This is a genomic window from Bradyrhizobium sp. LjRoot220 (assembly GCF_964252915.1).
Classification (GTDB): Bacteria; Pseudomonadota; Alphaproteobacteria; order Rhizobiales; family Xanthobacteraceae; genus Bradyrhizobium.
On record NZ_CAXUPS020000009.1, the window covers coordinates 64,315 to 89,025 of the forward strand.

The window sequence follows — 24,711 nt, forward strand, 5'->3', positions numbered from 1 at the left end:
GGTCGCGCGAGCCCGGCGAGGCGCGCGAGGCTTCCGGTTGGGCATGGACGCAGTCGCATCACCGGATGACCCTTCCGGTTGTTCTGCTGGCGCTGAGTTTTTCCACTGTGTGCGGCTGGGTTCTGCTGGAGGCGCGTCGGGCGACCGAAGCGCGCGCCACCGAAGTCGCCACCAGCATCGCCAATTCGCTCAAAGCCGAAATCGCGCGCAACGTGGACCTGCTCGATCTCTCGCTCGAAGGGGTGATGAACAATCTGAAGCTGCCCGGTCTCGACCGCCTCAGCCCGGAAATGCGCCAGCTGGTGCTGTTCGATTATTCCGCCACCGCGCGACATCCGACATCGATGTTCGTCATCGATGAGACCGGGCGGATCACGCATGATTCAAAAAAACTCACCCCGCCGCAGCACAATATGTCCGATCGGGACTATTTCCAGTTTCACAGAGATAACGAATATCCCGGCCTGTTCATCAGTCGTCCGCTCGCATCCCGCATCACCGGCCTCTCGCTGGTGGCGTTCAGCCGGCGGCTGTCGCATCCCGACGGCTCCTTTGCCGGCGTCGTGCTCACGGCCATGCTGCAGGACCATTTTCAGGCGATGTTCAAGGATGTTTCGCTCGGTCCAAATGGCACGGTGACATTGGCGCGCACCGACGGCATCGTGCTGATGCGCTGGCCGTTCCGCCAGGATTTTATCGGCAGCAGCATCAAGCGCGCCGGATTGTTCGCCCACTTCCCGAAGGCCTCCAGTGGCCATTATCAGTCCCGCGCGGTATCGGACGGGATTAATCGGCTGTTCGTGTATACCCAAGTCGGCAATTCGCCGCTGATCGTCGTGGTCGGGCAGTCACTCGACGACGTCTTTGCGGCATGGTGGCGCCAGGCGCTCGCGATCGGCGCCTTGATGGTCGCGCTGTGCGCCGTGACGGTGATGCTGGCGGTTTTCCTGCATCGCGAATTCGCGCGCCGCAGTGCCGCGGAGAGGAAGCTGACCATTCTGGCCACCATTGACGGGCTCACCGGTCTTGCCAACCGTCGGCATTTCAACCGGACACTGGCCTATGAATGGCGCCGCGCGATGCGCAGCCGCGCGCCTGTCGCACTGCTGATGATCGACGCCGACCATTTCAAGACCTACAACGACGCGCATGGCCATCAGGCCGGCGATAGATTGCTGCAGGCCGTTGCCGCGTCGATCGCGGCGAACGTCAAGCGCCCTTCGGATATCGGTGCGCGCTATGGCGGTGACGAATTCGCCGTTCTGCTGCCGGAGACGTCGCTCGGCGACGCGGCCACGCTGGCGGCCCAGATTCGCGAGGATCTGATCATCCGCTGCGGCGCGGACGAGATGCAGCGCGATCATGCGAAACTCAGCATCGGCGTCGCGTCGCTGGTGCCCGGCGCGGAAAAAAAGCATCGCGATCTGATCGCCGCCGCCGACAAGGCGCTCTATGAGGCCAAACGCCTCGGCCGCAACCGCACCGAATTGGCGGAAACCGAAGCGGGCTCGCTCGTGCCCGATGCCGGCGCGTATTCGGATGAAGAGAGCGAGGCTGATCGAATGGCCGATCAAGAGCGATCTTCCATCGTCCGGATCTAACGGTCAGTCGTCCGAGAAATAGCGTCCAGGACTTGTCCGGCCGAAGCTTCGGCGAAGGCGGGACGCTACAGCAGCCCGCGATAAATCCCCGGCTCCGAGCCATCGATCGCCACCGCGCCGACCGCCTTCGAATAAAATTCTGCCGGTCCCACGCCGCCGATGATGGCGTAGCCAAAGCCTTGTTGCCGCATGTCCTCGAGACAGGCGAACAGCAGGGCCTTTCCGACTCCGCCGCCACGCGCCGCCGGATCGACGCCGGTGGGACCGAAGAAGTTGGCACAGGTTGCATCATGGCAGGCGAAGCCGACGATGGTTTTTTCCCGGAGCGCGATGAAGCAGGAGACCGGCTGGCGGCCGAACGCGACATCGGCTTCGCTGGCCCATGCCTCGCTGAAATTCTGCCGCACCCAGCCGATGACCTTGTGCTTTTCCGGAGCCAGCGCACGGCGCATGACGAGTCCGGCCTCGAGCAACCGATCGTAGGCCGGCCGGGAATCGGGCAGCGCGTAGAGCTTGACGAGCATGTCCATCGGGTGAGCCTGCTGGTTCCTGCGGAGGTGGCAATCCTGCCGACGGTACGAGGCGATCGCTTAACCCGCAATGATGGTTTCAAGCCGGCCGCGCCAGGTGAAGGATGGAAGCCGCGTAGCAGCATGCCTCGCCCCTCGTCGCCCTTCGGGCTATGCCGGGCACGCTTCGTCTGCGTGGCTGCGCCACGCTCTGCTGTGGCGTGGCTGCGCCACGCTTAGCCGCAGGCGAAGCGCGGTGCCCCTGGCCGACAATCGCCTAGTACCATAATCATTTGATTTTGAAATAGTTTCCGTCGCCAACTGCTGTCGATAGCAACAGAAATACCAACAAGGTGACGCGGTAATAGTTGGCAAAAATAAACAGCAGGCCCCCGGCAGTAGGCGCGCCCCGCGACTCACGGAGGGCCGCGCTGGAGCGCTTCTTAAAAAAGCTTCAGACGGCGAGGGGAGGCCGAGGAGGGGCGCCGTCTGGCCGCCTGGATGTTGCGCCAAGACCCAGATCCGGCTTTCATCCTTCGAGAAATTTGCCACAAATCTCTAATGCGCACCACCGGCATCGATGCGGTCGGGCTTCTTGAGCAGGAGACCCGCCAGCATATCGCGACGATCAGTGCCGCGCCCAGTGCTTAGAAGGTGTCGCTGAAGGCAAGGATGTAGGCCTGCTTCGGCACGATGTTTGAGGCGCTGCGGGCGATGGGCCACCGCAGCATCGACTGAAGATCCGTTCCCACGCCGGGAGCCAAATCGTTGAGCTCGATGACGGTCGCGTTGGCAGATCTTTCCCGGGGATATAGATCTCACGTTGAACTGGAAGCCCGAAATCGACTGACGGTCGTGCCGTCGACGACGTGAGTTCGCATGCGCTGATGGGCGGCTACGCCAAAGTGCGGGGATCGCAGCCGACTAAAGCTGGCAGGTGCGCGAGGTGAAGTCCGCCCCGAAGGACGGTTAATGGCCGGCGCGCACGCGGGGCAAGTGTGGCAACTATCCATTAGCGGGCGGGTTTGTTGCCTCGGCTGAAATCCCAAACGGCGCCTCAATTGACCAAAACCGCCCGCCGGATGGCCCTTGTCAGACACAGGCCTGTTTCTGGATCCGGCAACGCTAGTCGCATTCTTCGCCGCGTGTGTTTCGGATATCCCGAACGATCCAGACGAACACAAGAACAGTCGGCATCCACGCGAGCAACGCTCCGACTATCATCGCATGTGCGGTTGACATGATGGCTCCTCGAATTCCACGCTGTCCCAATCCAGACGTTCAGTCCGATCCTGTTCCCTGGAGCATGCGATGCGACGGTTCGGGGCATTTGTAGAGCCATCTCCAATAGGATCTGTTTCGGTCCCGCTGACGTTTGTGGTTCTCGCGGCATCTGGCAGAGCAAAACTGGCCGAAGTACCAGTTGAATCGGACCAGCCCGAAGGGACGGTTGCAGTCCGAATTGTCGCAACGATTGATCATGAAGCAGCCTCCGTGTTCGTTCGCAGTATCAGGCTAATGAACTTCTCCTGGCCCCGGTCGAGACAAACGCATCCGCAGTTGTGTTCACGCGCTGGACTTCGCAGAAACATTATCTTGAGGTCTTCGCCATCATATTCGGAACAGTGTGAGCCTCTACGCATGGCGATCTGCTTCGGAGGAACTGCCAATCACTGATCGCGGTGTACTGCGCTATTGCGCCGGCGGATTATGGAGGGGCAATGCCATGGCTCATCGTCATTCCCTTCACTTCGATATTCAACTTGTCTAGATGGTTGTTCCTCTTATCCCTACGTATGCCCGGGGCCGGCCGGCCAGAACGGGTGGAATAGTGTTGTTGCATTCTCTTGTCGCGCCGATCAGAGTCATGAGGTGCGAGATGTGCACTAAGCCAATCGGATCATTTGCTCGTCCCTTCGCCGTGTTCCTGCAGGGCTGCGTCGAGGCAGTCGATCAACGCATCTTCGGTGAAAGGCTTGGTCAGGAAACAGCTCGCTCCTGCCTTCAGAGCTCGCGCGCGAGCGTTCTCGCCTGAAAACGCCGTAATGAAAATGAAGGGCTTCCGGTACCCGTCGGCGAGCAATTGAGCTTGCAGTTCGAGACCGCTCATGACTGGCATTTGAACATCGGCTATGACGCAAGATGTGTCATCCAGATGAGGCGACCGCAGGAACTCGCCGGCCGAGGCGAATGTATGAACGACGTATCCAAGCGATCGCACGAGATTGCAGGTCGCGCCGCGAACGGAGACGTCATCGTCAATGATTGAAATTACGGCTGGGTTGGACAAAGCGGTCCTTCCTGAGGTGCAAGCAGAATTCCACCTGCTGCAAGCTGCTTGACCGCACAGTGCGTCGCAAATCAAGGCCGAAAAATCATACTTAGGTTTGCAGCGCGCAAGCGGATCGCCTAATTATCCGCCAGGTCACTTCGGCGACGCCGTGCGCTGTAATCCGAGCGCTTGGGCCATCTTCACCAGATCGGCCAGCGACTTCGCGGCCATTTTTCTCATGATTTGCCCGCGGTGTATTTTCACGGTGATCTCGGCAATTCCGATTTCGGCCGCGATCTGCTTGTTCATGAGCCCGGCCGTGACCAGCGTCATCACCTCGCGCTCCCGAGCAGTCAGGGTCACGAAGTGCGCATGCAGATCAGAAAGGATCTTTGCTTCACTTTTGCTATTTCGGTCGCGTTCGATTGCCGTTGTGACAGCGTCCAGCATGTCCTGATCGCGGAATGGCTTGGTCAGAAAGTCGACAGCCCCGGCTTTCATCGCCCTGACCGTCATCGGAATATCGCCGTGCCCCGTCATGAAGATGATTGGAATGTGGATACCCGCCCTGGCAAGGTCGACCTGAAAGTCGAGGCCGCTCATTCGGGGCAACCTTATGTCAAGAATCAGGCAGCTGGGAGCGTCCGGAAGCTTGCTCTGCAGAAACTCGGGTCCCGAACCGAACACTTCGACCCGCAAGCCTACCGAGCGGAACAAATTCCTGAGTGCTTCACGCACCGACGCGTCATCGTCAACGACGTAGACGACCGGATCTTCCAGATTCGCCTCGTTGCGAGCCGATGTCGAGCGGCCGATCATGGCGTATCGTCCTCTTGATGCATCGGCAGGCTGAATTGAAACGTCGCACCGGGCCCGACATTGCTGGAGGCTGACAGCCGCCCGCCGTGGGATTCGACGATCGATCGACAGATCGACAGGCCCATGCCCATGCCGCCGGACTTGGTGGTGAAGAAAGGATCGAACAGTCGATTAGCGTCTTGGGCGGCCAATCCGACACCGGAGTCTTTGACCGTGACCAGAATCTGGTGAACGCCTTCCTGATTCGTTCGGATCACCAGCTTGCGCGGCCGGTCCGTGACCGGTTGCATCGCTTCGATGCCGTTGATCACGAGATTGAGGATTATTTGCTGGATCTGGATCCTATCGCCGAGGACCAGGCCGAGCGCGGGGGCGAGTTCCAACCGCAGCAATATCCGGTGACTGAACAGTTCTCGATGCAACAAGGAGACTACCTCGTTGACGATTCGATTGATGTCGAGCGGCACCATATGATCTGAGGTCTTGCTCACCAGGGAACGGACCCGCTGGATCACTTCGCCCGCGCGGGTGCCATCATTGACAATAGATACTAGAGCGCCGCGCGCTTCCTGCAGGTTAGGAGTGTCGCGGTCGAGCCAACGCAGGGCTGCTGCGGCGTTGGCAACGACAGCGGCAAGCGGTTGGTTCACCTCGTGGGCTATCGATGCCGCCAACTCGCCGAGCGCCGTCAGACGCGTGATGTGCGAAAGTTCAGCCTGCGCCTCTTGCAGTTTTTCTTCCGCTCTCTTGCGCGCCGTGACGTCCGTCACCGCTCCGACAAACTCGATGCCGCCCTGTGCGTCGGTTACGGCATGTGCCGTTGCATGGACATATTTTACCAGGCCGTCAGGCATCAGCAATCGATATTCGTGATCGAAATCCCTCCCGTCGCTCGATGCCTGGTCGATCGTCTGTTGCGCGCCCGCTCGATCGTCGGGATGAATGCGCTGCACGACCTTGTCGACCGCGACGGAGGGTGCCTTGTCGAAGCCGAATATTCTGAAAGTCTCGTCCGACCAGATAATTTCACCGGTGGCGACGCACCAGCCAAAGCTGCCGGTGTGGCTTAATCGCTGTGCTTCGGCCAAATAGCTGCCACTCTGCCGCAAGGCCTTTTCAGCCTCCTTGCGCTCGGTGATATCTTCGCATGCGATCAGGACGATCGAGCGGTTATCCCGCCGCTGGATGGCCTTGGCGTTTTCACGAACCCAAAGCGCCGAACCGTCCTTCCGAGTCTTTCGGATCTCCCAGCTGCGCGTTTGGGCGATGTTCGCGAGGCAGACTGCAACGCTTTCGCGGACGGTATCTCGGTCTTCTTCAAAGAAGACTTTCAGCACCGATTGTCCACACAGCTCGTCGACCCGATAGCCGAGCTGCGCGGCACCAAAGGTGTTCACTGACAAGACGGTACCGTCCGCATCGACCATGAAATACATGACGGGGTTGTGCTCGAAGACCTCCTTCCACTGCGCCTCGCTCTCGCGCAGGGCTTCTATCGCACGCTGTTCGGCGCTTGCTCGGCTCTCAAGCGCGGCTTCGATTTGCCTGCGGGTGCTCCCCACCAGGTGCATCACGATCAATGAGGCGATAAACAGGGCGAAGAGTAGCGCAATCGCAATCAAATAGTCGGCAACCTCCGGGGCGGGACCGAGCACAAGCCAGATGCAAGCCACCGTCAGCGACGCCAGCGCCATTCCGCCGAGCAGCAATTGCTCAGCAGGCCGCCGGGATTTCAGTAGCTGGTTACGCATGGCATTCGGCCACCGGAGCCCACGCTATGGACGATCACGACCGTCAGCGGCAAACAATATGGGACTTCCTAACGGACGGCATCCTAGCAACTTTTTCAGGGCTCGGAGGCATGGTGCATCGCGATACGTGCGCCTCAAAGGGCTTATCGTCGCGGCCGTTCGTCGCGGCCGCAAGCTCCGGCTGATCCTCGCGGAACGCGCATTGCGGGAGTGGATGCGACGCTCGCCAAACCCTCACCAACCAAGTTGCCGGTCCTAAACTTAAGTATGCTCCTCTTACCCAAATGTAACGTACGGATGAACCTCCGTTCAATGGTCCGGTAAATCTCCGTGATTACGCTGACTGGAGAGCCGGGCAGCAGCAGGTATCTCGCTCCATCGACCTGGTCGCCTTGGACGCTGGCTGTCGGCGTCCGGAATGACCGCATTACCAAACCAGCTTGCTCAGCGACCTCCATCCTGTCCCGCCACAAATCTGGGATTGAAATGTCAAAGCCAAACCTGCAACTGATCCACTGCTCGAACGGCAACCGACCGGGAGCAAAACGCCGAGAGAGCAGCAGCGTCTTCCGACCATACGTAATTTCTGGAGGCGCGAGATCCGCACCGAACGAGGGTTCATGGGAAGCCGCTCTTGAACTGGTCGATCTTTGCTTTTTGGTTTGCTATGAAAACTATCTTGCCTTGCTTGAGGCGAGTGCGGCCATTCTCGGCGGCCCCGACCGGACCGATCCTGAGCCGGCCAGATAGCCTGATACGATGCGCCGAACTGCGACACGACGGGTGGGTCGACGCAACAGCGCCTCTGGCGCATCAAGGATCTTTCTCAGAGCCGTCGTCAGTGCGCTTGGCTCGTGACGTCGGACAGCTTCGGTGGCTTCCAATCTGCTGGCGGAGCACGAGTCGATCGCTCTGCTGACCTGCCCATTTCGAATTAAGAGGTCAGTTGTAAATGTTGCCATCCGAAAAGATCGCGCTCTTTATAGATGGCGCCAATCTCTACTCGACCTGCAGGGCGCTCGGTTTCGACGTCGATTACAAGCGTCTGCTCAAGGAGTTCAAGGATCGGGGCGCGCTGCTGCGGGCGTTCTACTTCACGACCATCATCGAGGATCAGGAATACACGTCGGTCCGTCCCCTCATCGATTGGCTCGACTATAACGGCTACACCGTCGTCACCAAGCTCACCAAGGAGTACATCGACCCTGGTGGTCGCCGCAAGGTGAGGGGCAGCATGAATATCGAACTCGCCGTCCATGCGATCGAGCTTGCCGATCATTTCGACCGGATGTTTCTGTTCTCGGGCGATGGCGACTTGCGCCCGCTGTTGGAAGCGGTGCAGCGCCGCGGTGTCCACGTGACTGTCATCTCTACCATCGTCAGTCAACCGCCGATGGCGGCTGACGATCTGCGGCGTCAGGCCGACGCCTTCATTGATCTGGCCGAACTGAAGCCAAAGATAGGGCGTGATTCGTCGGAGCGGCCGCTATCACGCGAGATGCGCCAGCAACCGCCGCAATTCGCGTCGCGTGTCACGATCAATGGAATGAATGGAAACGATCTCACGGAATGATTTCGAGTCAGGGAGGTTAGTTGCGTAAGCGCAACCCAACCTTGGCGCTCGAACCGAAAGGGTCACCTGGCAGCATCAACCGGCACCCAATCACGTATAAACCTGTCCCGAGGGGCTCGGGATACGTTCATACGACCTCGCGCGCTTCGGTGCGGATCAATCCAGGACGATAAACCGGTTTTGGCTTGACCACATTTTTTTGCTTCGAAGCGCTTCTGCAGATTCTCGGACATCACGGAATTGCTCCCGACACTTACGTGTTGTCGTCGCATTCGGTCAGTCTGTTTGTACCTGTGGAGGACCGGGAGGCCGCGGTTAAGGCGTTGCATTCGCTCGTCCAGCAAGCATAGCTTCGTGAAGCGGCCAGGGCGGCAGCGGGGCGCCGTCGTGAAATTACGTCGTCTCGAGGTGAAGGCGATACGTTCTTGCTGACTGAGTAATATCAACTAGCGCTATCAGGCCCCTTTTTGGAGACGTTCGATTTCGGCCCGCGCTTCGGCTCCCTCCGGTATTGATCGCGTTTGTTGCGCTTTGCCGAGGTTGTTCGGGTGCGAAACTGGGGCGGTGCGCATCTCGTCGTTAGGGAGCTCCGATCAATGCGACCCCAGGGTCTCAAGAAAACGCGCGCCGAAGGTGCAGCGGCGCCAAGCGGAGCTTGCCCAAACCTATGGCTTGGCCGAATGACCTTCCCGCATTTAGCGACGGGCCGCTGTTCGGGTGATGCCCTTGCGGATCAAGCGGTCGAAGTCAACGACCTCGGCGTGATTTTCCTTGTCGACCACGTCTGCCAGCGTCGGCGCTTGCACTTGCTTGATAGCGGACATCGCAGAGATGGAGTTCGGCGGTCGCTCGCTCGCATCGGAGACTGGGGGCGGAGGACTGCTGCTTGCCGGCCGGGGCAGTGTTCCGTTGTTGATTCCCCAAATCGCGGCCTGCGTCCTGTTCTGGACCCGGATCTTGCGAAGGATTGCCTTGACGTGAACCTTCACGGTTGCCTCGGCGATATCGATTTTGCGCGCTATGCATTTGTTCGAGTCGCCTTCGATCAGGCAGCGCAAAATCGATTTCTCCCGCGGGGAAAGTTGCGGCGCGATCGTGTCCTCAGTCGTAACGAGGATCGGCTCGCCGCTTTTATCGCGGGTCGTCCTCTCGGTCAGTTGGCTGCTTCCGGCATCGAGCATGAATGACAGAAACGCCGGCGGGAAAATCACTTCGCCCATCATCAACAGTTCTACGGATTTGATGAATATATCGCAGGTCGTCACGTCCACTAAATAGCCGTTGGCGCCTGCCCGAAATGCTGAAACCAGGTCGCTTACCCGATAGTGATCGGCAACAACCGCAATGGGTCCGCCTGGATGCCGTTCCCTGATAAGTTCAATTTGTTCGAGCGCTGGGTCAAAGTCATTGCCGGTATGAACAATGAGAACTAGCTGTCGGGGAAGTGTGGCTTTGCTTGGAAGCAAATCATCGGCGCATGATACCGAGGCGAGAATGCGAAAATTTGCTGAGCACAAGAGTCTGGCAAGTCCTTCCCTGAGTAAAATACTTTTTCCGACTAATATGATTGAAGCGGGTTGTGGTCTCCGCATTGTGAACCTCCCAGCTCTTTACGCGCACTAACTGTCTGGGGCCGTTGCACTGCGGCCCTCGTTCGGTGATTGTTCGGCAAGTTAGGGATCTCTTCTTCAGGTGGTGGAAATCCTGATATCAAATTTTTTAGCCTTCAATCGGTGGAGCACTCCGCTTCAGAGGATGAAATGTCAAACTCTCGAAAAAAGGACTCGGTCTTACGTCGTGAAGCTTTTACGAATGTTAGATTCGAATTCCGGATATCCCTATATACCTTTGGTTATATGTGGCAGGCGGCGATCCCGAGGGATGTCAAGTCCATCATCGTTAACGACGTGCGGGTGCCAGTGCAGGCGCGTAATGGCAGTTTGTGATCGAGCTACCGGAGAGAGGCTACCGAGCGTTGCGCCCTTCTGGTGCAGCAAAGCGTGCTTTATTTCAGACCCGCAAGGGTCAGCTAGCGGTATCAACTCGCAACCAATCGTCACGAGGTTTTGTCGTAAGTCCGTGCGAATTGGACAGTGAGGCCGGTCAGCTTACCTTTTCGTTGGCTGAAGTTACTCCGGCATCCGGAGTGCAGGGTAGCTCTCGCGAACGAATGTTCCAGCATCAGGCGATGTGCCTCAACAACATTTTGAGTGCCCTGACATCGATGCCGGAGATGGGCATCGCCGCCCCCCACGCCCGATTGCAGCCGAGGAGACGTTGTTCGACCGTTTGGCGATCTGAGCGCAGAGGCGCACCCGCGCAGATCACTACCCGATCTCCTGGCGGTGCCAACGTTCAGATCGGCTTCCGGACAGCCGACGAAATTCACGATTGCCAGACTTGCGACTGAGTCACTTGCTTCCTAGTGCCCGCGATAAGAACTCTCAGTCTCACCGATCGACAGGCACAGAGGCGCGACCTGACGCTCTTTTGGACTACCCCGCAAGAAGTCGTCGCGTATCCAGATGCTTATTGCAGGAACCTTGAAGTCTCTTGGTCGTTTCAAGCGCTGCTGGACGTCCCCCTGAAACGTCTGGCGCAAACCCCAAGTAGCCGCCGTAGAGGCCTCAGTTCTTCCTCGGAGTTGAGGCTTTCTCTATGTTGTGATGCCGAAAGACCTGATTGGCTCCTCCGTTCCGCAATCGGCCGATTTGTCAGTCCTCCCTTTTCAAAATTGCCCCATTTGACCGTCTGATATCTTGCGAAGGCGATGCGGAATCCGACTCCCGCAGGGAAGTCCTCTGGGCGGGGCCGGTCCTTAAAGCGCTGGACACTCTGAGTTAGCCAGACAGGAGGTAAGAACGTATTGTTATACGGCCGGAGGACGGGACAGTGTCATGTGGACGCGCCACCGCGACGATCGCACCTCGGTTCACCGAAGATCATCTCAAGGTTCATCATCCCTTGAGTAGCTACCGATCCGTCGACAATGGCGATCGTCACCAAGTTCAAGCGGATCGTGAAGCACCACTAGGGCGCCGGGGCCTCGACTGAGCGCGGCGTATCCGCTCACCGCGCGCGCCCGAGTGCCTGGAATTGCGGCGCCTTGCTGGACTAAGCGTTTCCAGCGGTGTCAGCAATGCGCTGGAGCCGTGCTGCCGGCTATTACCCATTGTGAGATACCTCGCATTCCCAGGCTGTGTCTCCGTAAGATTGGAGCACGGTACCGGCCGCGGTTTGTTTTCGCCGGAACGGGAGCTTTGAGTATGCGTCGCTCGCGTGGGATGTGCCGCAAGAACCGGACTGGGACGTATACCTATGCTGGATGATTTCGGGGCCCCGGTTAGGCCGCGCCTGGCGCGAGACCGCCAATGGGGACACCGACCACCAAACGCTGATCCGCGACCTCATGGACCGTCAGTAGGCCAACCGGGTGCGCATCATGGCTTGCAACACCGCCGAGGAATAATCGCGCGACATGGCGGTCGATATCGCTGGAAGGAAGGCCACATGTCTCAAAGGTTCCTTCTTACGATCGCCGCTTGGGCTGGTGCGTGCTTTGTTGTCTATGCGACCCAGTGCCCTCCTCGAGATAGGCCAACTTTTCCGATCTTGTCGAACCTTGAACATGTTGCAGCGTTTGCCGTTCTCGGCGCGCTCTTCTGCTTAGCCTATCCACGACGAACTTCTGCCGTCCTAATCTTCGTGCTTGGCAGCGCCGCGTTGCTTGAAGTTCTGCAGCTGCTTACTCCGGACCGTCACGCTCGAACCTTGGACGCACTCCAAAAGGTTGTTGGCGGGGCCGCTGGCGTCTTCGCCGGTCGCGTTATCCTGTACTTCGATCGAGCACGGTCTTGGTTCCAGGTCTAATCTTTCCCATAGGGTGCGCCCTTAGTTGCCGTCATGTAGGGCCTTATTGAGGATCGCGAGTTGGCGTGAAGTCTCCGCCTGTGCCGCCGCCACCAGGCGTCTTGCGCTGTCGCGGCCGAGCAACATCCGAATGCTCCGCATGGCGGAACAGCAATCAGGAAGTCAACTGACGGGAAACGAAGAACGTCCGCTTCAGCTTGTTGACGGCGCGAACGGCCAAACCGAGCAAGAACGGATTGGTCTGGCGGAAGACGGCGACCTTCTTCACATAGCCCTCGACATGCCATTTGGCGTGGGCACCGTTGCGGAAAACGATCACGTCACCGACGCCGTGGCGTCTCGGTGGCATGCCTTTGCTCTCAAGCACGATCGATCCTTCCTGGATCACAATGGTCTCGTCGACATCGTAGTACCAGTTGAACTTGCCCTCGGTGCAGGACCAGATCACGGTTGTGGCAGCGCCGTCCGCGCTGGTCGACAGCACATGCGAGCGGGCTTCCGGATTGCCTTCAAGGATCCAGGATGGCTCGATCGGCGATGGTTTGAGATCCAGGTTGCAATGGCCGATTTCAATAAGCGCAAGCGGCATCGATCACCTCAGCGGATTGAATGAGCATGCACGGTTCAACAGCGTCCCGGCTACGCGAGTTGCAGATTGCTAATTCTCCCGGGACGGATGAGATTAGATTATCCCAAAAAGAATGAAGAGGCCAACTTGCCGCACTTAAGCTGGGTGGCGCGCCCAACAGGTCGCTCAACGCTGGTTACCTCTAAAGAGGCACCTCCGGCAGTATCACGAAGACCATGGGGATGATGGAGATGATCGGGTAATCGGGCCCGAAAAGCTCCCCCATTCGCCGCACACACGAGTGACCTCTGACGAACTCCCCATTGAAGAAGTACAGGGGAGGCCGATCGCCACCGGCACTGAACTGGAAAAACGGCCTTTCCGGCGTGCCCGTCTGCATGGCGATTTTTGGGCAGGTTGTCGGATTGCTTCGCTCCGAACAGGATCACGTTGTTGATCGTCCAGGGGTCCGATAGGCTGGGCAAAGCTGTCTTTCTGGCGCTATCTTCCGGCGCCCGGCGAAAAAGGGTGGGTGATGACGAAGCTGGTGCGACAAGGAGACCGGGTATGATTCGAGGCTTCGAGGTTCGTTCCGCTGAGCGCGATGCTCAGACCGATAGCGAACGGCTCGGTTCGATTGCTGCCGCGATTAACGCCGCGGTTGCGTCAGTTCAGAAGGAGAGGGACGCGTTGCGTGGGCGAGTAGATGCGGCCCGCGATCTGGCTTCCTTTGCCGTGGGCACGGATTACGAAGAATATATGACCCGGGATTCCAAGGACGCGTCCATAATCAAAGATTACGAGTCGCAGATGATAGCCGGCGAAAAGCGCGTGCAGGAGCTGGAGGGCCAGCTTGGCAGTCTGATCGCTGTTCAGGAAGTGTTCAGCCGGTACTTTCCCGGCAAGTCACGGTAGGCGGAGCACGAGAGAAAATTCCGAGAGCTGTTCGTCTTGACAGTATTCCAGGACTACAACCGTTCGAAGTGTCCAGTATTTAGACGGGCTCGTAGGCTGGCGTAAGCAGGTGCGGGGTTGTAAGGCCCAGATTGTTAGCCGCTTGCACGGAGATCACTGCGAGGGCTGCACGGTCATCGCGTCGAGGCTTGGTTTGGCCGTCCGCGCCGTTAACAAGCTCAAGCGCATGTCCTTCGTTCCCGGCGGGCGTCGCTCGGAGCGCCTTGTAGCAGCCGGCTAACGACTTTCATCGCAGCGCTTTTCCCGGCGAGGTGAGGGGCCGGCGACATCTAGGCGGTGTTGCCGGCGTCCACCGTCAGCACAGTGCCGGTGATGTTCCGGCCGCCTTCGCCCAGGAGATACTCGACCATGGAAGCGACGTCGTCGGCCTCGGGCAGGCGGCGCAACGCGCTGCGGCCGGCGATCCGCCGGCGGCCGTCGTCGTCCAAGGACTTGGTCAATTCGGTGTCGACGAAGCCGGGCGCGATCGCGTTCACGGTGATGCCGAGCTTGCCGACCTCGCGGGACAGCGAACGGGTGAATCCGCCGGCCGCGGCCTTGGACGCGGCGTAGACGGACAGGCCGTTGTAGCCGGTCGAGGCGATGATGGAGGAGATGTTGACGATGCGCCCGGCGCCGTCGGCCATCATATGGCGCACCACGTATTTGGTCAGAACGATCGGCGACATCACGTTCAGACGGATCAACGCCTCGATCTCGGAATTGCGCGTGTTGGCCAGCAGCCCTTCGGCGCTGATCCCGGCATTGTTGACGAGGCCGTAGATCGCGCCGAAGGCGTCGCGCAGCTCCTTCACGAAGGCGGGAATCTTGTCGGTCTGGCTGAGATCGAACGCCCTGAAGTGCAGGCGGTCCGCTCCCGCCTCGCCGATGGTCCGTCCCAGCTCCTCGCTCTCGCGGCGCGCGACCGCCACCACGTTGTACTCGCCGGATGCGGCAAGCCTGCGCGCAATCGCAAGTCCAATGCCGCGACTGCCGCCGGTGACGAGGACGTTATGCATCGGCGCGCGTCAGTTTGCCGGCCGCCGTGAGGTCGAGCCGCTCAACGAAGCGGATCACCGCAGGCACCTTGTATGCTGCCAGCGAGTCGTTGCACCGGCTGAGAATCTCCGTACGGATCGTCTCGTGGCGACCCGCGTCGGTGCCGTCGGCGAGGACGATATCGGCGACCACGATGGCGCCAGTGATCGGGCTTCTGCGCGACCTCGCGCGCGACATTCGCACGGACTCGTGTCGATTGATCACGGTCTCGACCTCCTCGGGATGCACCTTCAGTCCGCCGATGTTGATGATGCCGGTGCGCCGGCCGACAAAGTAGTAGCGCTCGTCGCGCAGTTCGACCAAGTCACCGGTGTCGACGAAGCCCTCGGCGTCGGTGAGCTGCGGCGCGCCGGTGCCGATATAGGCGCGCGCCGTGCGGTGAGAGCGGATCCGAAGCGAGCCGTCGACGACCTTCATCTCGACGCCGTCGCGGTTCTGCCCGATCAGGTCGGCGGGAAAACCCTCGCGCCCGTCGTTGACCGCGAAACCGACGCCGGCCTCGGTCGAAGCATAGGCATGGCCGATCGACGCATGCGGAAACGCCCGGGCGAGGCCGTCGAGCACCGCCTGGTCGGCGATCTCGCCGGACAGGCGAACATAGCGTGGCGAGAAGTCCGCGACCGCGCTGCTCATCAGGAGCTTGCGCCAGTGCGACGGCGTCCCGGAAATGTGGGTGACGCCACCCGCGCGCAGCCGTGCTACGTGATCGACGATGGTTTCCCTGGGGTCCGACAGCACCATCGATCCGCCGCCGATCACCGCGCGCAGGAAGATCTGCAGGCCGCCGTAGCGACGGATGTCGTAGAACGTCGCCCAGGTCGCGTTCTGGTAGCGCGCAGCTCCGTCGGCGACGATCGCGCCGGCCAGCCCGTCGAGCGTATGGCCGACGATCTTGGGCGGCCCGGATGTGCCCGAGGTCAGCATCAGCCACTCGGTCGCGCGTTCGGTCTTCCATCCCGCACCCGGCCGTTCAGGGAGACCGGCGCCGACGACCAGATAGGCGCCATCATCGCATCGGTGCAGCGGCCTGTCGGTCACGATGGCGTCGATCTCGGCATTCGCAAGCAGGGCCTCGATGTGATCCGGATCGAGGTCGGGCGGGCACAGAAGCATGCGACGTGCGACGCCATCGAGCTCGATCATCGCGAGCGCAGACTGCAGCTGTCCCGACGTCGCAAGCAACACCGAGCGGCCGGACAGCTCGCGAAATCTGCCGATCAGACAGCTGTACCCGAGAATGTCGGTCAGCGATATGACATGCCGGGCATCGGAGATCGTACGGCCCTTCAGCTCCGGGCCGAGACATTCGCGCAGCGCTAAGACGTCAGGCTGGGACATTCTCGTAGGCTCTGATGAACTCGCCGACGGTCGACGGGAAGGCGGCGTCCTCCGCGATGGTGAACGGATCGATGCCGAGATCGTCCTCCAGCCGCGCGACCAGGATCGCGAACGCCAGAGAATCGAACCCGGTGTCCTGCAGCGGCAGATCGGCCCGGAGCGGCGGAAGGGTGACCTTTTGCTCTTCAGCGATCTGCTGCATCGCCGAGAAAATCCTCAACTTTACCGACATGAACACCTCACCTCTTCAAAAAAGCGGCTTTCGAGCCGACCCTAGAACCTGATTCCGCCCTCCACGACGCGCGCGTAGACGGCCCGGTCGATCGAACGATAGGCGCCGGTCGCCGGATCGCGCAGGAACAGCCGGTCGTTCACGACGGAAGGATCGAATCCCTCGCGGATCAACCGCTGCTTGTTTTTCTTGAAGGTCTCGGTAGCGTCGAGCTCCCCGCAGAACCTGACGAAGACCGGAAGGGCATAGACCGGGAGCCGGCGCGACAGGTGTTCCGCGAAGATCCCAAGATCGAAACGCTGGTCCACGACCAAGGCCGCCATGCCGGCGCGGCCGTCGGCGCCGGGGACGGCGGCTCCGTAGGTTGAGGCGTCAAGAACGCCGGGGCAGTCCCTGATTGCGTCGTTCACCTCGCTGGTCGCGACGTTCTCGCCCTTCCAGCGGAAGGTGTCGCCGACCCGGTCGACGAAATAGAAGTAGCCCTGCTGGTCGCGAAACATCAGATCGCCAGTCCGGAACCAGGCATCGCCTCCCGCAAACACGTCGCGGAGAATCTTCTTCTCGGTCTCGGCCGGCTCCGTATAGCCTTCGAAAGGTCCGCCGCCCCGATCTGCGGTGCCGATGCGTCCGATCGCCTCGCCGACCTCGCCGTGGGTGCAGGCGATGCAGAGCCCGTCGTCGCCGCGGACCGGGCTGCCGCTGTCGGCATCGACCTTCACGATCGAGGCGGGAAAGCGATGCGCCAGCAGCGGCGGGATACGGCCGATCGCGCCGGGTTTGCCTTCGAAGTTGAATAGCGAAAAATTACCTTCCGTCGCGGCGTAGAATTCCAGGATCTGCGGAATCGCGAAACGCTTCGCGAACGCCTCCCAGATGTCGCCGCGTAATCCGTTGCCGACGGCCAGCCGCAGCCCGTGTCCGACCTCTAGCCCGGACGCCGGTGCGTTCAGAAGGTAGCGGCAGAGATCACCGATATATTGGAAGACGGTGCAGTCGAAATACATGATGTCGTCCCAGAAGTCTTCCGCGGAGAACTTCTCGGCGATCACGACTGAACCGCCGGCGCGAAGCATGCTGCAAGGCGCGACGACACCACCCACCGAATGATGGAGCGGGAGGCAATCGTAAAGCCGGTCGTGGACGGAAGCGTCTGTCAGCCCGGCAAACCATCCTCCCCAGCTGAGGATGCGGCGATGACTGACGTTTACCGCCTTTGGCAATCCCGTGGTGCCCGAGGTGTAGATCAGCAGGGCCCGTTCATTGATCGTGACGTCGCCGCGCTCGACGGAGGACAGCGGGCGCGGATCCGCGGAGGCGAGCGCCGCATCCAGGTCGGCGCCAGCGCTGCCGGGACCGAGTCTCCAGATTTGGGGCACGCGATCCAGGTGCGGACGTGCGGCTTCAAACGCATGCATGCAATCGGCGGCAAGAACGATGTGGTCGGCACGCGCAACGTCGATGCAATGGGCAAGGGACCGGCCGACCAGCCGGGTGTTGATTAGCGCCACCGTACCGCCAATGCTGCTGATGCCGAGCCAGCAGGCAACGTACTCCGGCCGGTTCGGCATCAACAGACAGACGGTGTCGCCGGCGCGGACGCCCAAGCTCCGCGCCCAACGCGCATATTGGCTGATCCGGGCGCTGAGCTCCCCGTACGTGAAGGATTGGCGGTCCGAGCGAAGTGCAGGGCGTTCGGGTTGACGTTTCGCCCATTCTTCCACGACGTCGCCGAAAAGCCGTTGCGGCTCGGCCTCGATCCGCGAGGTCAGTTCGATGGCCTTCAGCCACGCTTTGGTGGCAGAGGGTCTGTGTCGCGGGTCGCCGCTTTCAGTCGCCCGCTGAACTGCGCATGCTTTCATGATCTGACCGAGATGATTTCGCTCGTCGTTCGCGCCGACCAGGTCGCGAGGCGGTAGAGCTGCGGCGGAAGGAGTGACAAGGCGCACCGGACCGCGCGCGACCTTGCGATCACTGTCGATGAGGTTTCGCTCGATCGCACAAGACGCATCTCCCTTATCCCGTCCCGGGTTCGAGTTGGTTGAGGATCATAACCTCCAGCGTCTTCACCGATTGAAAATTCTCGGGCGTGATCTCGGGCTGGGGAAGGGTGAGATCGAACTCGGCTTCGACCCTGAGCATCAGCGCGACCATATCCATCGAGTCCAGTCCGATATCCACCAGCCGGGATTCCGGGTGGACATCCGCGATGATAGCGTTCTGCGCGAGGACGTTCCTGACGACGGAAAGAACACGCTCTTGGACGTTGGCGGCAAAGTCTTGCATTTCAGCTCCACTCATCGCGTCACGGGGCAGATCATGATCGACGTGACGATACCTGACTGCAGCTTAGGTCAGTAGCTCCACTTCGGGGGTACCTCGCTTGGGAGCACGTTCTGGGCAACATCCACCTTTGCGCCGCCGACTCCGCAACTGCGGTCGGTTAGATTGCCGCCGTCGAACTCGCGCGGAATTCATCTCGACCCAGTTCGGGTCTCCGACCATCAAGCAAATGGGAGCCGTTGGCCATGAATGTGCAGGAAGTCCAGTTCCGCAGCCTCGCCCGGGAAAGCAGCCGAGTACCATTTTCTCCCGATCGCGCCTCGTTTCAGCAGCGGACTGCCGCCGTCGCGGAGGCTGCGGCGATGGAGGCTGAACCGGTCGACCGCGAGGCGCGCTTCCCGCTGAAGGCCATTGACGCGGCGCGCAGGGAGAGACTTCTAGGCGCCCAGATCCCGATCGAGTTCGGCGGCGACGGCGCGTCGATTTCCGAGGTGGCCGACATGTGCTACGCGCTCGGACGCGCCTGCGCCTCGGCCGGGATGATCTTCGCGATGCATCAGACCAAGATCGCGTGTCTGATCCGTCACGGCGCGGGCAGCAGCTGGCACGAAAGGCTCATGCGCCGGGTGGCGGCCGAACAAATGCTGTTGGCGTCTTCGACCACGGAAGGCCAGAACGGCGGAAACATACGCTTCAGCTCGGCCGCGGTGGAGCGCGAGGGCGCCGAGATCTCGCTGGTGCGCGACGCGACGGTGATTTCCTACGGCGCCGAGGCGGACGGCATCGTAACCATCGCTCGCCGCGCCGACGACGCCACCGGATCCGATCAGGTACTGTTGGCCATCACACGGGACGACTACACGCTGGAGCAAACTCTCGCATGGGAGACGCTCGGCATGCGTGGCACCTGCAGCGCCGGCTTCAAGCTGAGCTTCAAGGGCTCCGCGGAACAGATATTCCCCGTGGCATACGAAAAGATCCATGCGCAGACCATGACGCCCGTCGCGCACCTATGCTGGTCGTCGGTCTGGGCGGGAATCGCGGCTGCGGCGGTTGACCGGGCGCAACTCTTCATCCGCAAGGCCGCCCGCGGGGCCGGAGGCAACCTGCCTCCCGGCGCGCCGCATTTTACCGCGGCCAAGATGACTCTGACGAAACTGCGCGCCATCATCGCCGCGAACCTCGACTCCTTTGCGGCCCGCGAACAAGACGAGCGCGCGCTTTCGTCCATCGACTTTCAGTCCTCGATCAACCTTCTCAAGGTGGAGGCCTCCGAGCTCGCGGTCGCGGTCGTCATGCATGCGATGCGTGCGTGCGGCCTGTCCGGCTATCGCAACGACACCGATGTCAGCGTCGGCCGCCACCTCCGCGATGTGCTGTCGGCTCCGATCATGATCAACAACGATCGCATCCTTGCGAGCATGGGTAGCGCCACTCTGATGAGCGCGGTCCCGGCGTCCCTGCGCGATTGATTTTTTTCTCGAAGAAATGGGGCTTGAAATGAACGTAGCCATGTTTGCTGCACCGGCGGAACCCGATCCGACTCAGGCTGATCCGCTGGACCATCTTGCCGATGTCCTGTTCCATAAGATGGGCTCTCCGGGTGTCTATGGCCGCACCGCGCTCTATGAAGACGTCGTGGAGGGGCTCGCGGCGCTGATCACGCGGCACCGCGAACCGGACACCGAGGTGATGCGCTTTCCTCCCGTCATGAACCGCACGCAGCTTGAGAGGTCGGGCTATCTGAAGAGCTTTCCGAACCTGCTCGGCTGTGTCTGCGGCCTGCACGGCACGGAAAGTGAGATCGACGCGGCGGTCAGCTGTTTCGATGCCGGCGGCGACTGGACCATGTCACTTTCACCGGCCGACCTCGTGCTGTCGCCGGCCGCCTGCTATCCGGTCTATCCGATCGCGGCGAGCCGGGGTCCCTTGCCGGCGGGCGGCTTGTGCTTCGACGTGGCCGCCGATTGCTTCCGTCGCGAGCCATCGCGCCATCTCGACCGGCTGCAGTCCTTCAGGATGCGCGAATACGTTTGCATCGGCAGCCCCGACCACGTCTCGGCGTTTCGGGAGCGTTGGATGGTGCTCGCTCAGGAGATCGCCCGCGATCTCGGACTGACCTTCAGGGTTGACTACGCCAGCGATCCGTTCTTCGGCCGTGTCGGCCAGATGATGGCGGTGAGCCAAAAGCAGCAGTCGCTGAAATTCGAGTTGCTGGTGCCTCTGCGCTCCGAGGAGCAACCGACTGCATGCATGAGCTTCAACTATCACCGCGATCACTTCGGCACCGCCTGGGGCATTGCGGACGCGACCGGTGAGCCGGCCCATACCGCTTGCGTGGCCTTCGGAATGGATCGTCTCGCCGTCGCCATGTTCCATACCCACGGCAAATCGGTCGCCAGGTGGCCGACCGCGGTGCGGGACCTGCTCGGCTTCCCGCGGAACGACCGGTAGACGACTTCGGCATTCGAGGAACTGAAATGCACCAACGAACTCCCGAGGTAGCGCGCGAGCGAAGAGCCGAAGGGCCAACCTCCATGAAAAGAGAGACCCTCGCCGTCCACGGCGGCTTCGACAACGATCCGGCCACCAAAGCCGTCGCCGTGCCGATTTATCAGACCGCCTCGTACGCCTTCGACAGCGCCGACCATGGCGCCGCGCTCTTCAACCTCGAAGTGGACGGCTTCCGCTACACCCGGATCGGCAATCCGACCAACGCCGTGCTGGAGAAGCGCGTTGCCGCCATGGAAGGAGGCGTCGAGGCGCTCAGCGTGGCGTGTGGCCAGGCCGCGGTGAACTATGCGGTGGTAAACATCGCGGAGATGGGCAGCAACATCGTCTCGGTCCCGCAGCTCTACGGCACCACGCATACGCTGTTCGCGCACATCTTGCCGAGGCAGGGCATCACGGTCCGGTTCTCGGAAGACGACCGTCCGGCTAGCATGGAAAGACTGATCGACGACGATACGCGTGCGGTGTTCTGCGAGAGCGTGGGAAATCCGGCCGGAAACGTTTGCGACATCGAAGCGATAGCCGAGGTCGCCCACAGGCATGGCGTGCCGCTGATCGTCGACAATACGGTTCCTACCCCGATCCTGCTCAGACCGATCGAATACGGAGCGGACATCGTGGTAGAGTCGCTGACGAAGTTCATGGGCGGGCACGGCACCACGCTCGGTGGAATCATCGTCGATAGCGGCAGGTTCCCCTGGGCGAAGCATCGCCGGCGCTTTCCGATGCTGAACGAGCCAGAGAAATCTTACCACGGGCTGGTCTTCACCGAGCGCTACGGGGCCGCCGCCTACATCGCTCGCTGCCGTGCCGTCTCCCAGAGGACCACCGGCTCCATCCTGGCGCCCTTTAACGCCTTCCTGCTGCTCCAGGGCATCGAGACCGTCGCGGTGCGGATCGAACGGCACGTCGAGAATGCCGAGAAGGTCGCGCGGTTTCTGCGCGACGACCGCCGCGTCGGATGGGTCAACTATGCGGGCTTTGACGATAGCCCCTATCACGCGCTGACGCAGAAATATCTGGGCGGCCGCGCTTGTTCGCTGCTGACCTTCGGCGTGGCCGGAGGATTCGAGGCCGGCAAGCGGTTCTACGACGCCCTGAAACTGTTCAAGCGGCTGGTCAATATCGGGGACGCGAAATCGCTTGCCTGCCACCCGGCATCGACCACCCACCGGCAAATGTCGTCCGAAGAGCAGGAAAGGGCCGGCGTGCGGCCCGAGATGATCAGGCTAAGCGTTGGTATCGAGCACGCCGACGACATCATCGCCGACCTCAATCAGGCGCTCCGTGCCGCAGATTGAATGCAGGTCAACCATGAAGGCATTCCGATGCCCGTCCTAGTAAACATAGACTCGTACGAACATCACCTCTTCTCAAGAGCGCGAAACGGAAGCGAGGTCGCGTCCCGGGGAAACCGGAAGGAATGTCTCGATATCGGCCTGATCAACAACATGTCGGACTCCGCCTTGATGTCCACCGAGCGCCAGCTGTTCGACCTGCTCGGCGCGGCGGCCGGAGAGCTCCTGGTCAGGCTGCATTTCTACACGATGGAAACGACGCCCCGTTCGGATTGGGGGCGCGATTACGTGCGTCGCTACTACTGTGGCACCGACGATCTGTTGAACAGGAGCCTGGACGGAGTGATTGTGACCGGCGCCGAACCGAGAGCCGCCAGCCTGACGGAAGAACCATACTGGTCCACCTTCGTCCAAATCATCGACTGGGCCAGGGAGAGCACCGTTTCTTCGGTGTTTTCCTGTCTGGCCGTCCATGGGGCCGTCCTGCACCTGGATGGTGTGGAGCGCCACAAGCTGCCTGCCAAATGCATCGGCGTCTTCGCTCAAACGAAGACGAGAGATCATCCCTTGATGCGGAACGTTCCGGCGACCTTCAGAACACCGCACGCCCGGTGGAACGAGGTGCAGGAGGGGCCTATCGAGAGCTGCGGATATTCCGTTCTCACCAAGTCGGCAGAGGCCGGCGTCGATTGCTTCGTCAAACAACAGAGGAAGAGCCTCTTCGTCCATTTCCAGGGCCATCCGGAGTACGACACCCATAGCCTGCTGGCTGAATTCAGAAGGGACCTGGGGCGTTTCCTCCGGAGAGAGAGCGAGGTCTGTCCGACGATACCGAGAGGATATTTCGCCTCGGAGGCGGAAGAGATTCTGACGGTCTTCCGGCGGAAAGCGCTTTCCGACAGAAGTCCGGAGCTTTTCGCCGATTTTCCGGTCGACCAACTGGCGAAGGATTTGAGAAACGTCTGGCATCCGCCGGCCAAGCGCATATACCGCAACTGGCTGCTGTACATGGCGTCGCAGCGAGCTGGACGCTCAAAGCCGTTTGCCTTCAACGGGAGTTATCGGACGAGGCCCAGATCGGCCGCGGCGTAGATCATGGGTGCGTCCGGGCAACATGGAAAACCGGAGCAACGGCCGCGATCCGCTAGCCGGGCTCTCGCTCGCCGACCTGCCGACGAAGAAGCGGGAGCGGATTGTATGATGGAGTTCGGACCGTGATCCGATGCCGCGAGATAGGACCAGCCGATCTTGCTGCCATCGCCGATCTTCTGACGCGTGGCTTTGCCCGCCGATCGCGCGACTACTGGATGGACGGGCTCCGGCGCGCTTCCGTGCGCGAGGTACCCGATGGTTTCCCTCGCTTCGGGTACATGCTCGACCATGAAGGGATGCCCGTCGGCGTTCTGCTGTTGATCTACACGGAACGGGACGATGGGGGCGGGACCTCGATCCGCTGCAATCTCTCCAGCTGGTATGTGGAACCTGCCTTCCGCAACTACGCCCCGATGCTAACCAGCGTCGCGCAGCGCCACAAGCGCGTCACCTACGTCAACATCAGCCCGGCGCTCTGGACTTGGCGGACCATTGAGGCCCAGGGTTTCCGCGCCTATTGCCGCGGCTTGTTCTTTTCCTTTCCGGTGCTGTCGCGTCCGGCGAAGGATATGCGCGTCGAAGTCGTTCAGCAGGGCGCGCATGCGGTCGACGGCATGTCCGATGCCGAGCTCGCGCTGCTTACGCGGCACGCGGCCTACGGCTGCCTAAGCCTGGTGTGCCGCGCGGGCGACGGCCGCGCCTACCCCTTCGTCCTGCAGCCGATGCGTAGACGCCGGATCCCCCTGCTGGCGATGCGGCTGATCTATTGCCCCGATGTGGCCGACTATGTCGCCTGCGCCGGCGCCATCGGCCGCTTCCTGCTCCGGCGCGGCCGGATCTTGCTCGCCCTCGACGCCAACGGTCGCATGAAGGATCTGGTCGGCTTCTACAGGGGAAAGCGCGGCCGCAAATACTTCAAGGGTCCGCAGTGTCCGCGGCTTGCCGATCTGTCGGATACCGAGCTGGTCATCTATGGACCGTAAC

The 24,711-nt window shown here is 61.0% G+C and carries 20 protein-coding genes; 9 read left to right on the plus strand and 11 right to left on the minus strand.

Annotated features, from left to right (window positions below; genetic code table 11):
- Positions 1–65 precede the first annotated feature (65 nt).
- Positions 66–1,601 carry a sensor domain-containing diguanylate cyclase gene (locus tag ACSQ84_RS29370; RefSeq protein ID WP_436215224.1) on the plus strand — a complete coding sequence of 512 codons (1,536 nt, stop codon included), beginning with the start codon at positions 66–68 and terminating at the stop codon, positions 1,599–1,601.
- A 65-nt stretch (positions 1,602–1,666) separates the two neighbouring features.
- On the opposite strand, the gene ACSQ84_RS29375 is transcribed toward ACSQ84_RS29370, so the two are convergent.
- The 4 genes from ACSQ84_RS29375 to ACSQ84_RS29390 form a co-directional block, all read right to left on the minus strand.
- Positions 1,667–2,131 carry a GNAT family N-acetyltransferase gene (locus tag ACSQ84_RS29375; RefSeq protein ID WP_436215225.1) on the minus strand — a complete coding sequence of 155 codons (465 nt, stop codon included), beginning with the start codon at positions 2,129–2,131 and terminating at the stop codon, positions 1,667–1,669.
- A gap of 1,879 nt (positions 2,132–4,010) precedes the next feature.
- Positions 4,011–4,400, minus strand: a complete 390-nt coding sequence (locus ACSQ84_RS29380) for a response regulator transcription factor (protein ID WP_436215226.1) — start codon at positions 4,398–4,400, stop codon at positions 4,011–4,013.
- A 135-nt stretch (positions 4,401–4,535) separates the two neighbouring features.
- Positions 4,536–5,201, minus strand: a complete 666-nt coding sequence (locus ACSQ84_RS29385) for a response regulator transcription factor (RefSeq protein WP_436215227.1) — start codon at positions 5,199–5,201, stop codon at positions 4,536–4,538.
- Positions 5,198–6,952 carry a PAS domain-containing sensor histidine kinase gene (locus tag ACSQ84_RS29390; protein ID WP_436215228.1) on the minus strand — a complete coding sequence of 585 codons (1,755 nt, stop codon included), beginning with the start codon at positions 6,950–6,952 and terminating at the stop codon, positions 5,198–5,200. The genes ACSQ84_RS29385 and ACSQ84_RS29390 overlap by 4 nt, the downstream gene beginning before the upstream one ends.
- A gap of 952 nt (positions 6,953–7,904) precedes the next feature.
- Here ACSQ84_RS29390 and ACSQ84_RS29395 point away from each other — a divergent pair.
- Positions 7,905–8,525, plus strand: coding sequence for an NYN domain-containing protein (locus tag ACSQ84_RS29395; RefSeq protein WP_436215229.1), 621 nt, complete (start codon positions 7,905–7,907; stop codon positions 8,523–8,525).
- A gap of 695 nt (positions 8,526–9,220) precedes the next feature.
- Here ACSQ84_RS29395 and ACSQ84_RS29400 read toward each other — a convergent pair.
- The gene (locus tag ACSQ84_RS29400; RefSeq protein ID WP_436215230.1) at positions 9,221–10,117 is read right to left on the minus strand and encodes a LuxR C-terminal-related transcriptional regulator; all 897 of its coding nucleotides are present in this window, start codon (positions 10,115–10,117) and stop codon (positions 9,221–9,223) included.
- Positions 10,118–12,035: 1,918 nt separating this feature from the next.
- Between ACSQ84_RS29400 and ACSQ84_RS29405 the strand changes: the two genes are divergently transcribed.
- Positions 12,036–12,395 carry a VanZ family protein gene (locus ACSQ84_RS29405; RefSeq protein WP_436215231.1) on the plus strand — a complete coding sequence of 120 codons (360 nt, stop codon included), beginning with the start codon at positions 12,036–12,038 and terminating at the stop codon, positions 12,393–12,395.
- A gap of 154 nt (positions 12,396–12,549) precedes the next feature.
- Here the strand turns inward: ACSQ84_RS29405 and ACSQ84_RS29410 are convergent, their stop codons facing one another.
- Entirely contained in the window at positions 12,550–12,984 is a 435-nt protein-coding gene (locus tag ACSQ84_RS29410; RefSeq protein ID WP_436215232.1) for a cupin domain-containing protein, read from the minus strand.
- Positions 12,985–13,530: 546 nt separating this feature from the next.
- Between ACSQ84_RS29410 and ACSQ84_RS29415 the strand changes: the two genes are divergently transcribed.
- Positions 13,531–13,878, plus strand: coding sequence for a hypothetical protein (locus tag ACSQ84_RS29415; protein ID WP_436215233.1), 348 nt, complete (start codon positions 13,531–13,533; stop codon positions 13,876–13,878).
- Positions 13,879–14,207: 329 nt separating this feature from the next.
- On the opposite strand, the gene ACSQ84_RS29420 is transcribed toward ACSQ84_RS29415, so the two are convergent.
- The 5 genes from ACSQ84_RS29420 to ACSQ84_RS29440 all read right to left on the minus strand — a co-directional run bounded on the left by ACSQ84_RS29420 (position 14,208) and on the right by ACSQ84_RS29440 (position 18,829).
- Positions 14,208–14,936 carry an SDR family NAD(P)-dependent oxidoreductase gene (locus ACSQ84_RS29420; RefSeq protein ID WP_436215234.1) on the minus strand — a complete coding sequence of 243 codons (729 nt, stop codon included), beginning with the start codon at positions 14,934–14,936 and terminating at the stop codon, positions 14,208–14,210.
- Positions 14,929–16,314 (minus strand): AMP-binding protein, encoded by a 1,386-nt coding sequence (locus ACSQ84_RS29425; protein WP_436215235.1) that lies wholly within the window; start codon positions 16,312–16,314, stop codon positions 14,929–14,931. The genes ACSQ84_RS29420 and ACSQ84_RS29425 overlap by 8 nt, the downstream gene beginning before the upstream one ends.
- Positions 16,301–16,546, minus strand: a complete 246-nt coding sequence (locus ACSQ84_RS29430; RefSeq protein WP_436215236.1) for an acyl carrier protein — start codon at positions 16,544–16,546, stop codon at positions 16,301–16,303. The genes ACSQ84_RS29425 and ACSQ84_RS29430 overlap by 14 nt, the downstream gene beginning before the upstream one ends.
- Positions 16,547–16,587: 41 nt before the next feature.
- Complete coding sequence (locus tag ACSQ84_RS29435) at positions 16,588–18,405, minus strand: long-chain-acyl-CoA synthetase (protein ID WP_436215237.1); 1,818 nt, start codon at positions 18,403–18,405, stop codon at positions 16,588–16,590.
- A gap of 154 nt (positions 18,406–18,559) precedes the next feature.
- A complete protein-coding gene (locus ACSQ84_RS29440; protein WP_436215238.1) occupies positions 18,560–18,829 on the minus strand; it encodes an acyl carrier protein in 270 nt (89 codons plus the stop codon).
- A 242-nt stretch (positions 18,830–19,071) separates the two neighbouring features.
- On the opposite strand from ACSQ84_RS29440, the gene ACSQ84_RS29445 reads away from it, so the two are divergent.
- From ACSQ84_RS29445 to ACSQ84_RS29465, 5 genes are all read left to right on the plus strand, one after another.
- A complete protein-coding gene (locus ACSQ84_RS29445) occupies positions 19,072–20,298 on the plus strand; it encodes an acyl-CoA dehydrogenase family protein (protein ID WP_436215239.1) in 1,227 nt (408 codons plus the stop codon).
- Positions 20,299–20,326: 28 nt separating this feature from the next.
- Positions 20,327–21,280, plus strand: coding sequence for an amino acid--[acyl-carrier-protein] ligase (locus ACSQ84_RS29450; RefSeq protein ID WP_436215240.1), 954 nt, complete (start codon positions 20,327–20,329; stop codon positions 21,278–21,280).
- 83 nt (positions 21,281–21,363) lie between these two features.
- Complete coding sequence (locus ACSQ84_RS29455) at positions 21,364–22,638, plus strand: O-acetylhomoserine aminocarboxypropyltransferase/cysteine synthase family protein (RefSeq protein WP_436215397.1); 1,275 nt, start codon at positions 21,364–21,366, stop codon at positions 22,636–22,638.
- A complete protein-coding gene (gene metA, locus ACSQ84_RS29460; protein WP_436215241.1) occupies positions 22,639–23,727 on the plus strand; it encodes a homoserine O-succinyltransferase MetA in 1,089 nt (362 codons plus the stop codon). It begins immediately after the preceding gene.
- A 101-nt stretch (positions 23,728–23,828) separates the two neighbouring features.
- Complete coding sequence (locus tag ACSQ84_RS29465; RefSeq protein WP_436215242.1) at positions 23,829–24,710, plus strand: acyl-CoA acyltransferase; 882 nt, start codon at positions 23,829–23,831, stop codon at positions 24,708–24,710.
- Position 24,711 lies beyond the last annotated feature (1 nt).

Excerpts from the sequence above, each read along its gene's own strand:
- ACSQ84_RS29370 (WP_436215224.1), top strand. The coding sequence starts at position 66 with ATGACCCTTCCGGTTGTTCTGCTGGCGCTGAGTTTTTCCACTGTGTGC.
- ACSQ84_RS29375 (WP_436215225.1), bottom strand. The coding sequence starts at position 2,131 with ATGGACATGCTCGTCAAGCTCTACGCGCTGCCCGATTCCCGGCCGGCC.
- ACSQ84_RS29385 (WP_436215227.1), bottom strand. The coding sequence starts at position 5,201 with ATGATCGGCCGCTCGACATCGGCTCGCAACGAGGCGAATCTGGAAGAT.
- ACSQ84_RS29390 (WP_436215228.1), bottom strand. The coding sequence starts at position 6,952 with ATGCGTAACCAGCTACTGAAATCCCGGCGGCCTGCTGAGCAATTGCTG.
- ACSQ84_RS29395 (WP_436215229.1), top strand. The coding sequence starts at position 7,905 with ATGTTGCCATCCGAAAAGATCGCGCTCTTTATAGATGGCGCCAATCTC.
- ACSQ84_RS29400 (WP_436215230.1), bottom strand. The coding sequence starts at position 10,117 with ATGCGGAGACCACAACCCGCTTCAATCATATTAGTCGGAAAAAGTATT.
- ACSQ84_RS29405 (WP_436215231.1), top strand. The coding sequence starts at position 12,036 with ATGTCTCAAAGGTTCCTTCTTACGATCGCCGCTTGGGCTGGTGCGTGC.
- ACSQ84_RS29410 (WP_436215232.1), bottom strand. The coding sequence starts at position 12,984 with ATGCCGCTTGCGCTTATTGAAATCGGCCATTGCAACCTGGATCTCAAA.
- ACSQ84_RS29415 (WP_436215233.1), top strand. The coding sequence starts at position 13,531 with ATGATTCGAGGCTTCGAGGTTCGTTCCGCTGAGCGCGATGCTCAGACC.
- ACSQ84_RS29420 (WP_436215234.1), bottom strand. The coding sequence starts at position 14,936 with ATGCATAACGTCCTCGTCACCGGCGGCAGTCGCGGCATTGGACTTGCG.
- ACSQ84_RS29425 (WP_436215235.1), bottom strand. The coding sequence starts at position 16,314 with ATGTCCCAGCCTGACGTCTTAGCGCTGCGCGAATGTCTCGGCCCGGAG.
- ACSQ84_RS29430 (WP_436215236.1), bottom strand. The coding sequence starts at position 16,546 with ATGTCGGTAAAGTTGAGGATTTTCTCGGCGATGCAGCAGATCGCTGAA.
- ACSQ84_RS29435 (WP_436215237.1), bottom strand. The coding sequence starts at position 18,405 with ATGAAAGCATGCGCAGTTCAGCGGGCGACTGAAAGCGGCGACCCGCGA.
- ACSQ84_RS29440 (WP_436215238.1), bottom strand. The coding sequence starts at position 18,829 with ATGCAAGACTTTGCCGCCAACGTCCAAGAGCGTGTTCTTTCCGTCGTC.
- ACSQ84_RS29445 (WP_436215239.1), top strand. The coding sequence starts at position 19,072 with ATGAATGTGCAGGAAGTCCAGTTCCGCAGCCTCGCCCGGGAAAGCAGC.
- ACSQ84_RS29450 (WP_436215240.1), top strand. The coding sequence starts at position 20,327 with ATGAACGTAGCCATGTTTGCTGCACCGGCGGAACCCGATCCGACTCAG.
- ACSQ84_RS29455 (WP_436215397.1), top strand. The coding sequence starts at position 21,364 with ATGAAAAGAGAGACCCTCGCCGTCCACGGCGGCTTCGACAACGATCCG.
- metA (WP_436215241.1), top strand. The coding sequence starts at position 22,639 with ATGCAGGTCAACCATGAAGGCATTCCGATGCCCGTCCTAGTAAACATA.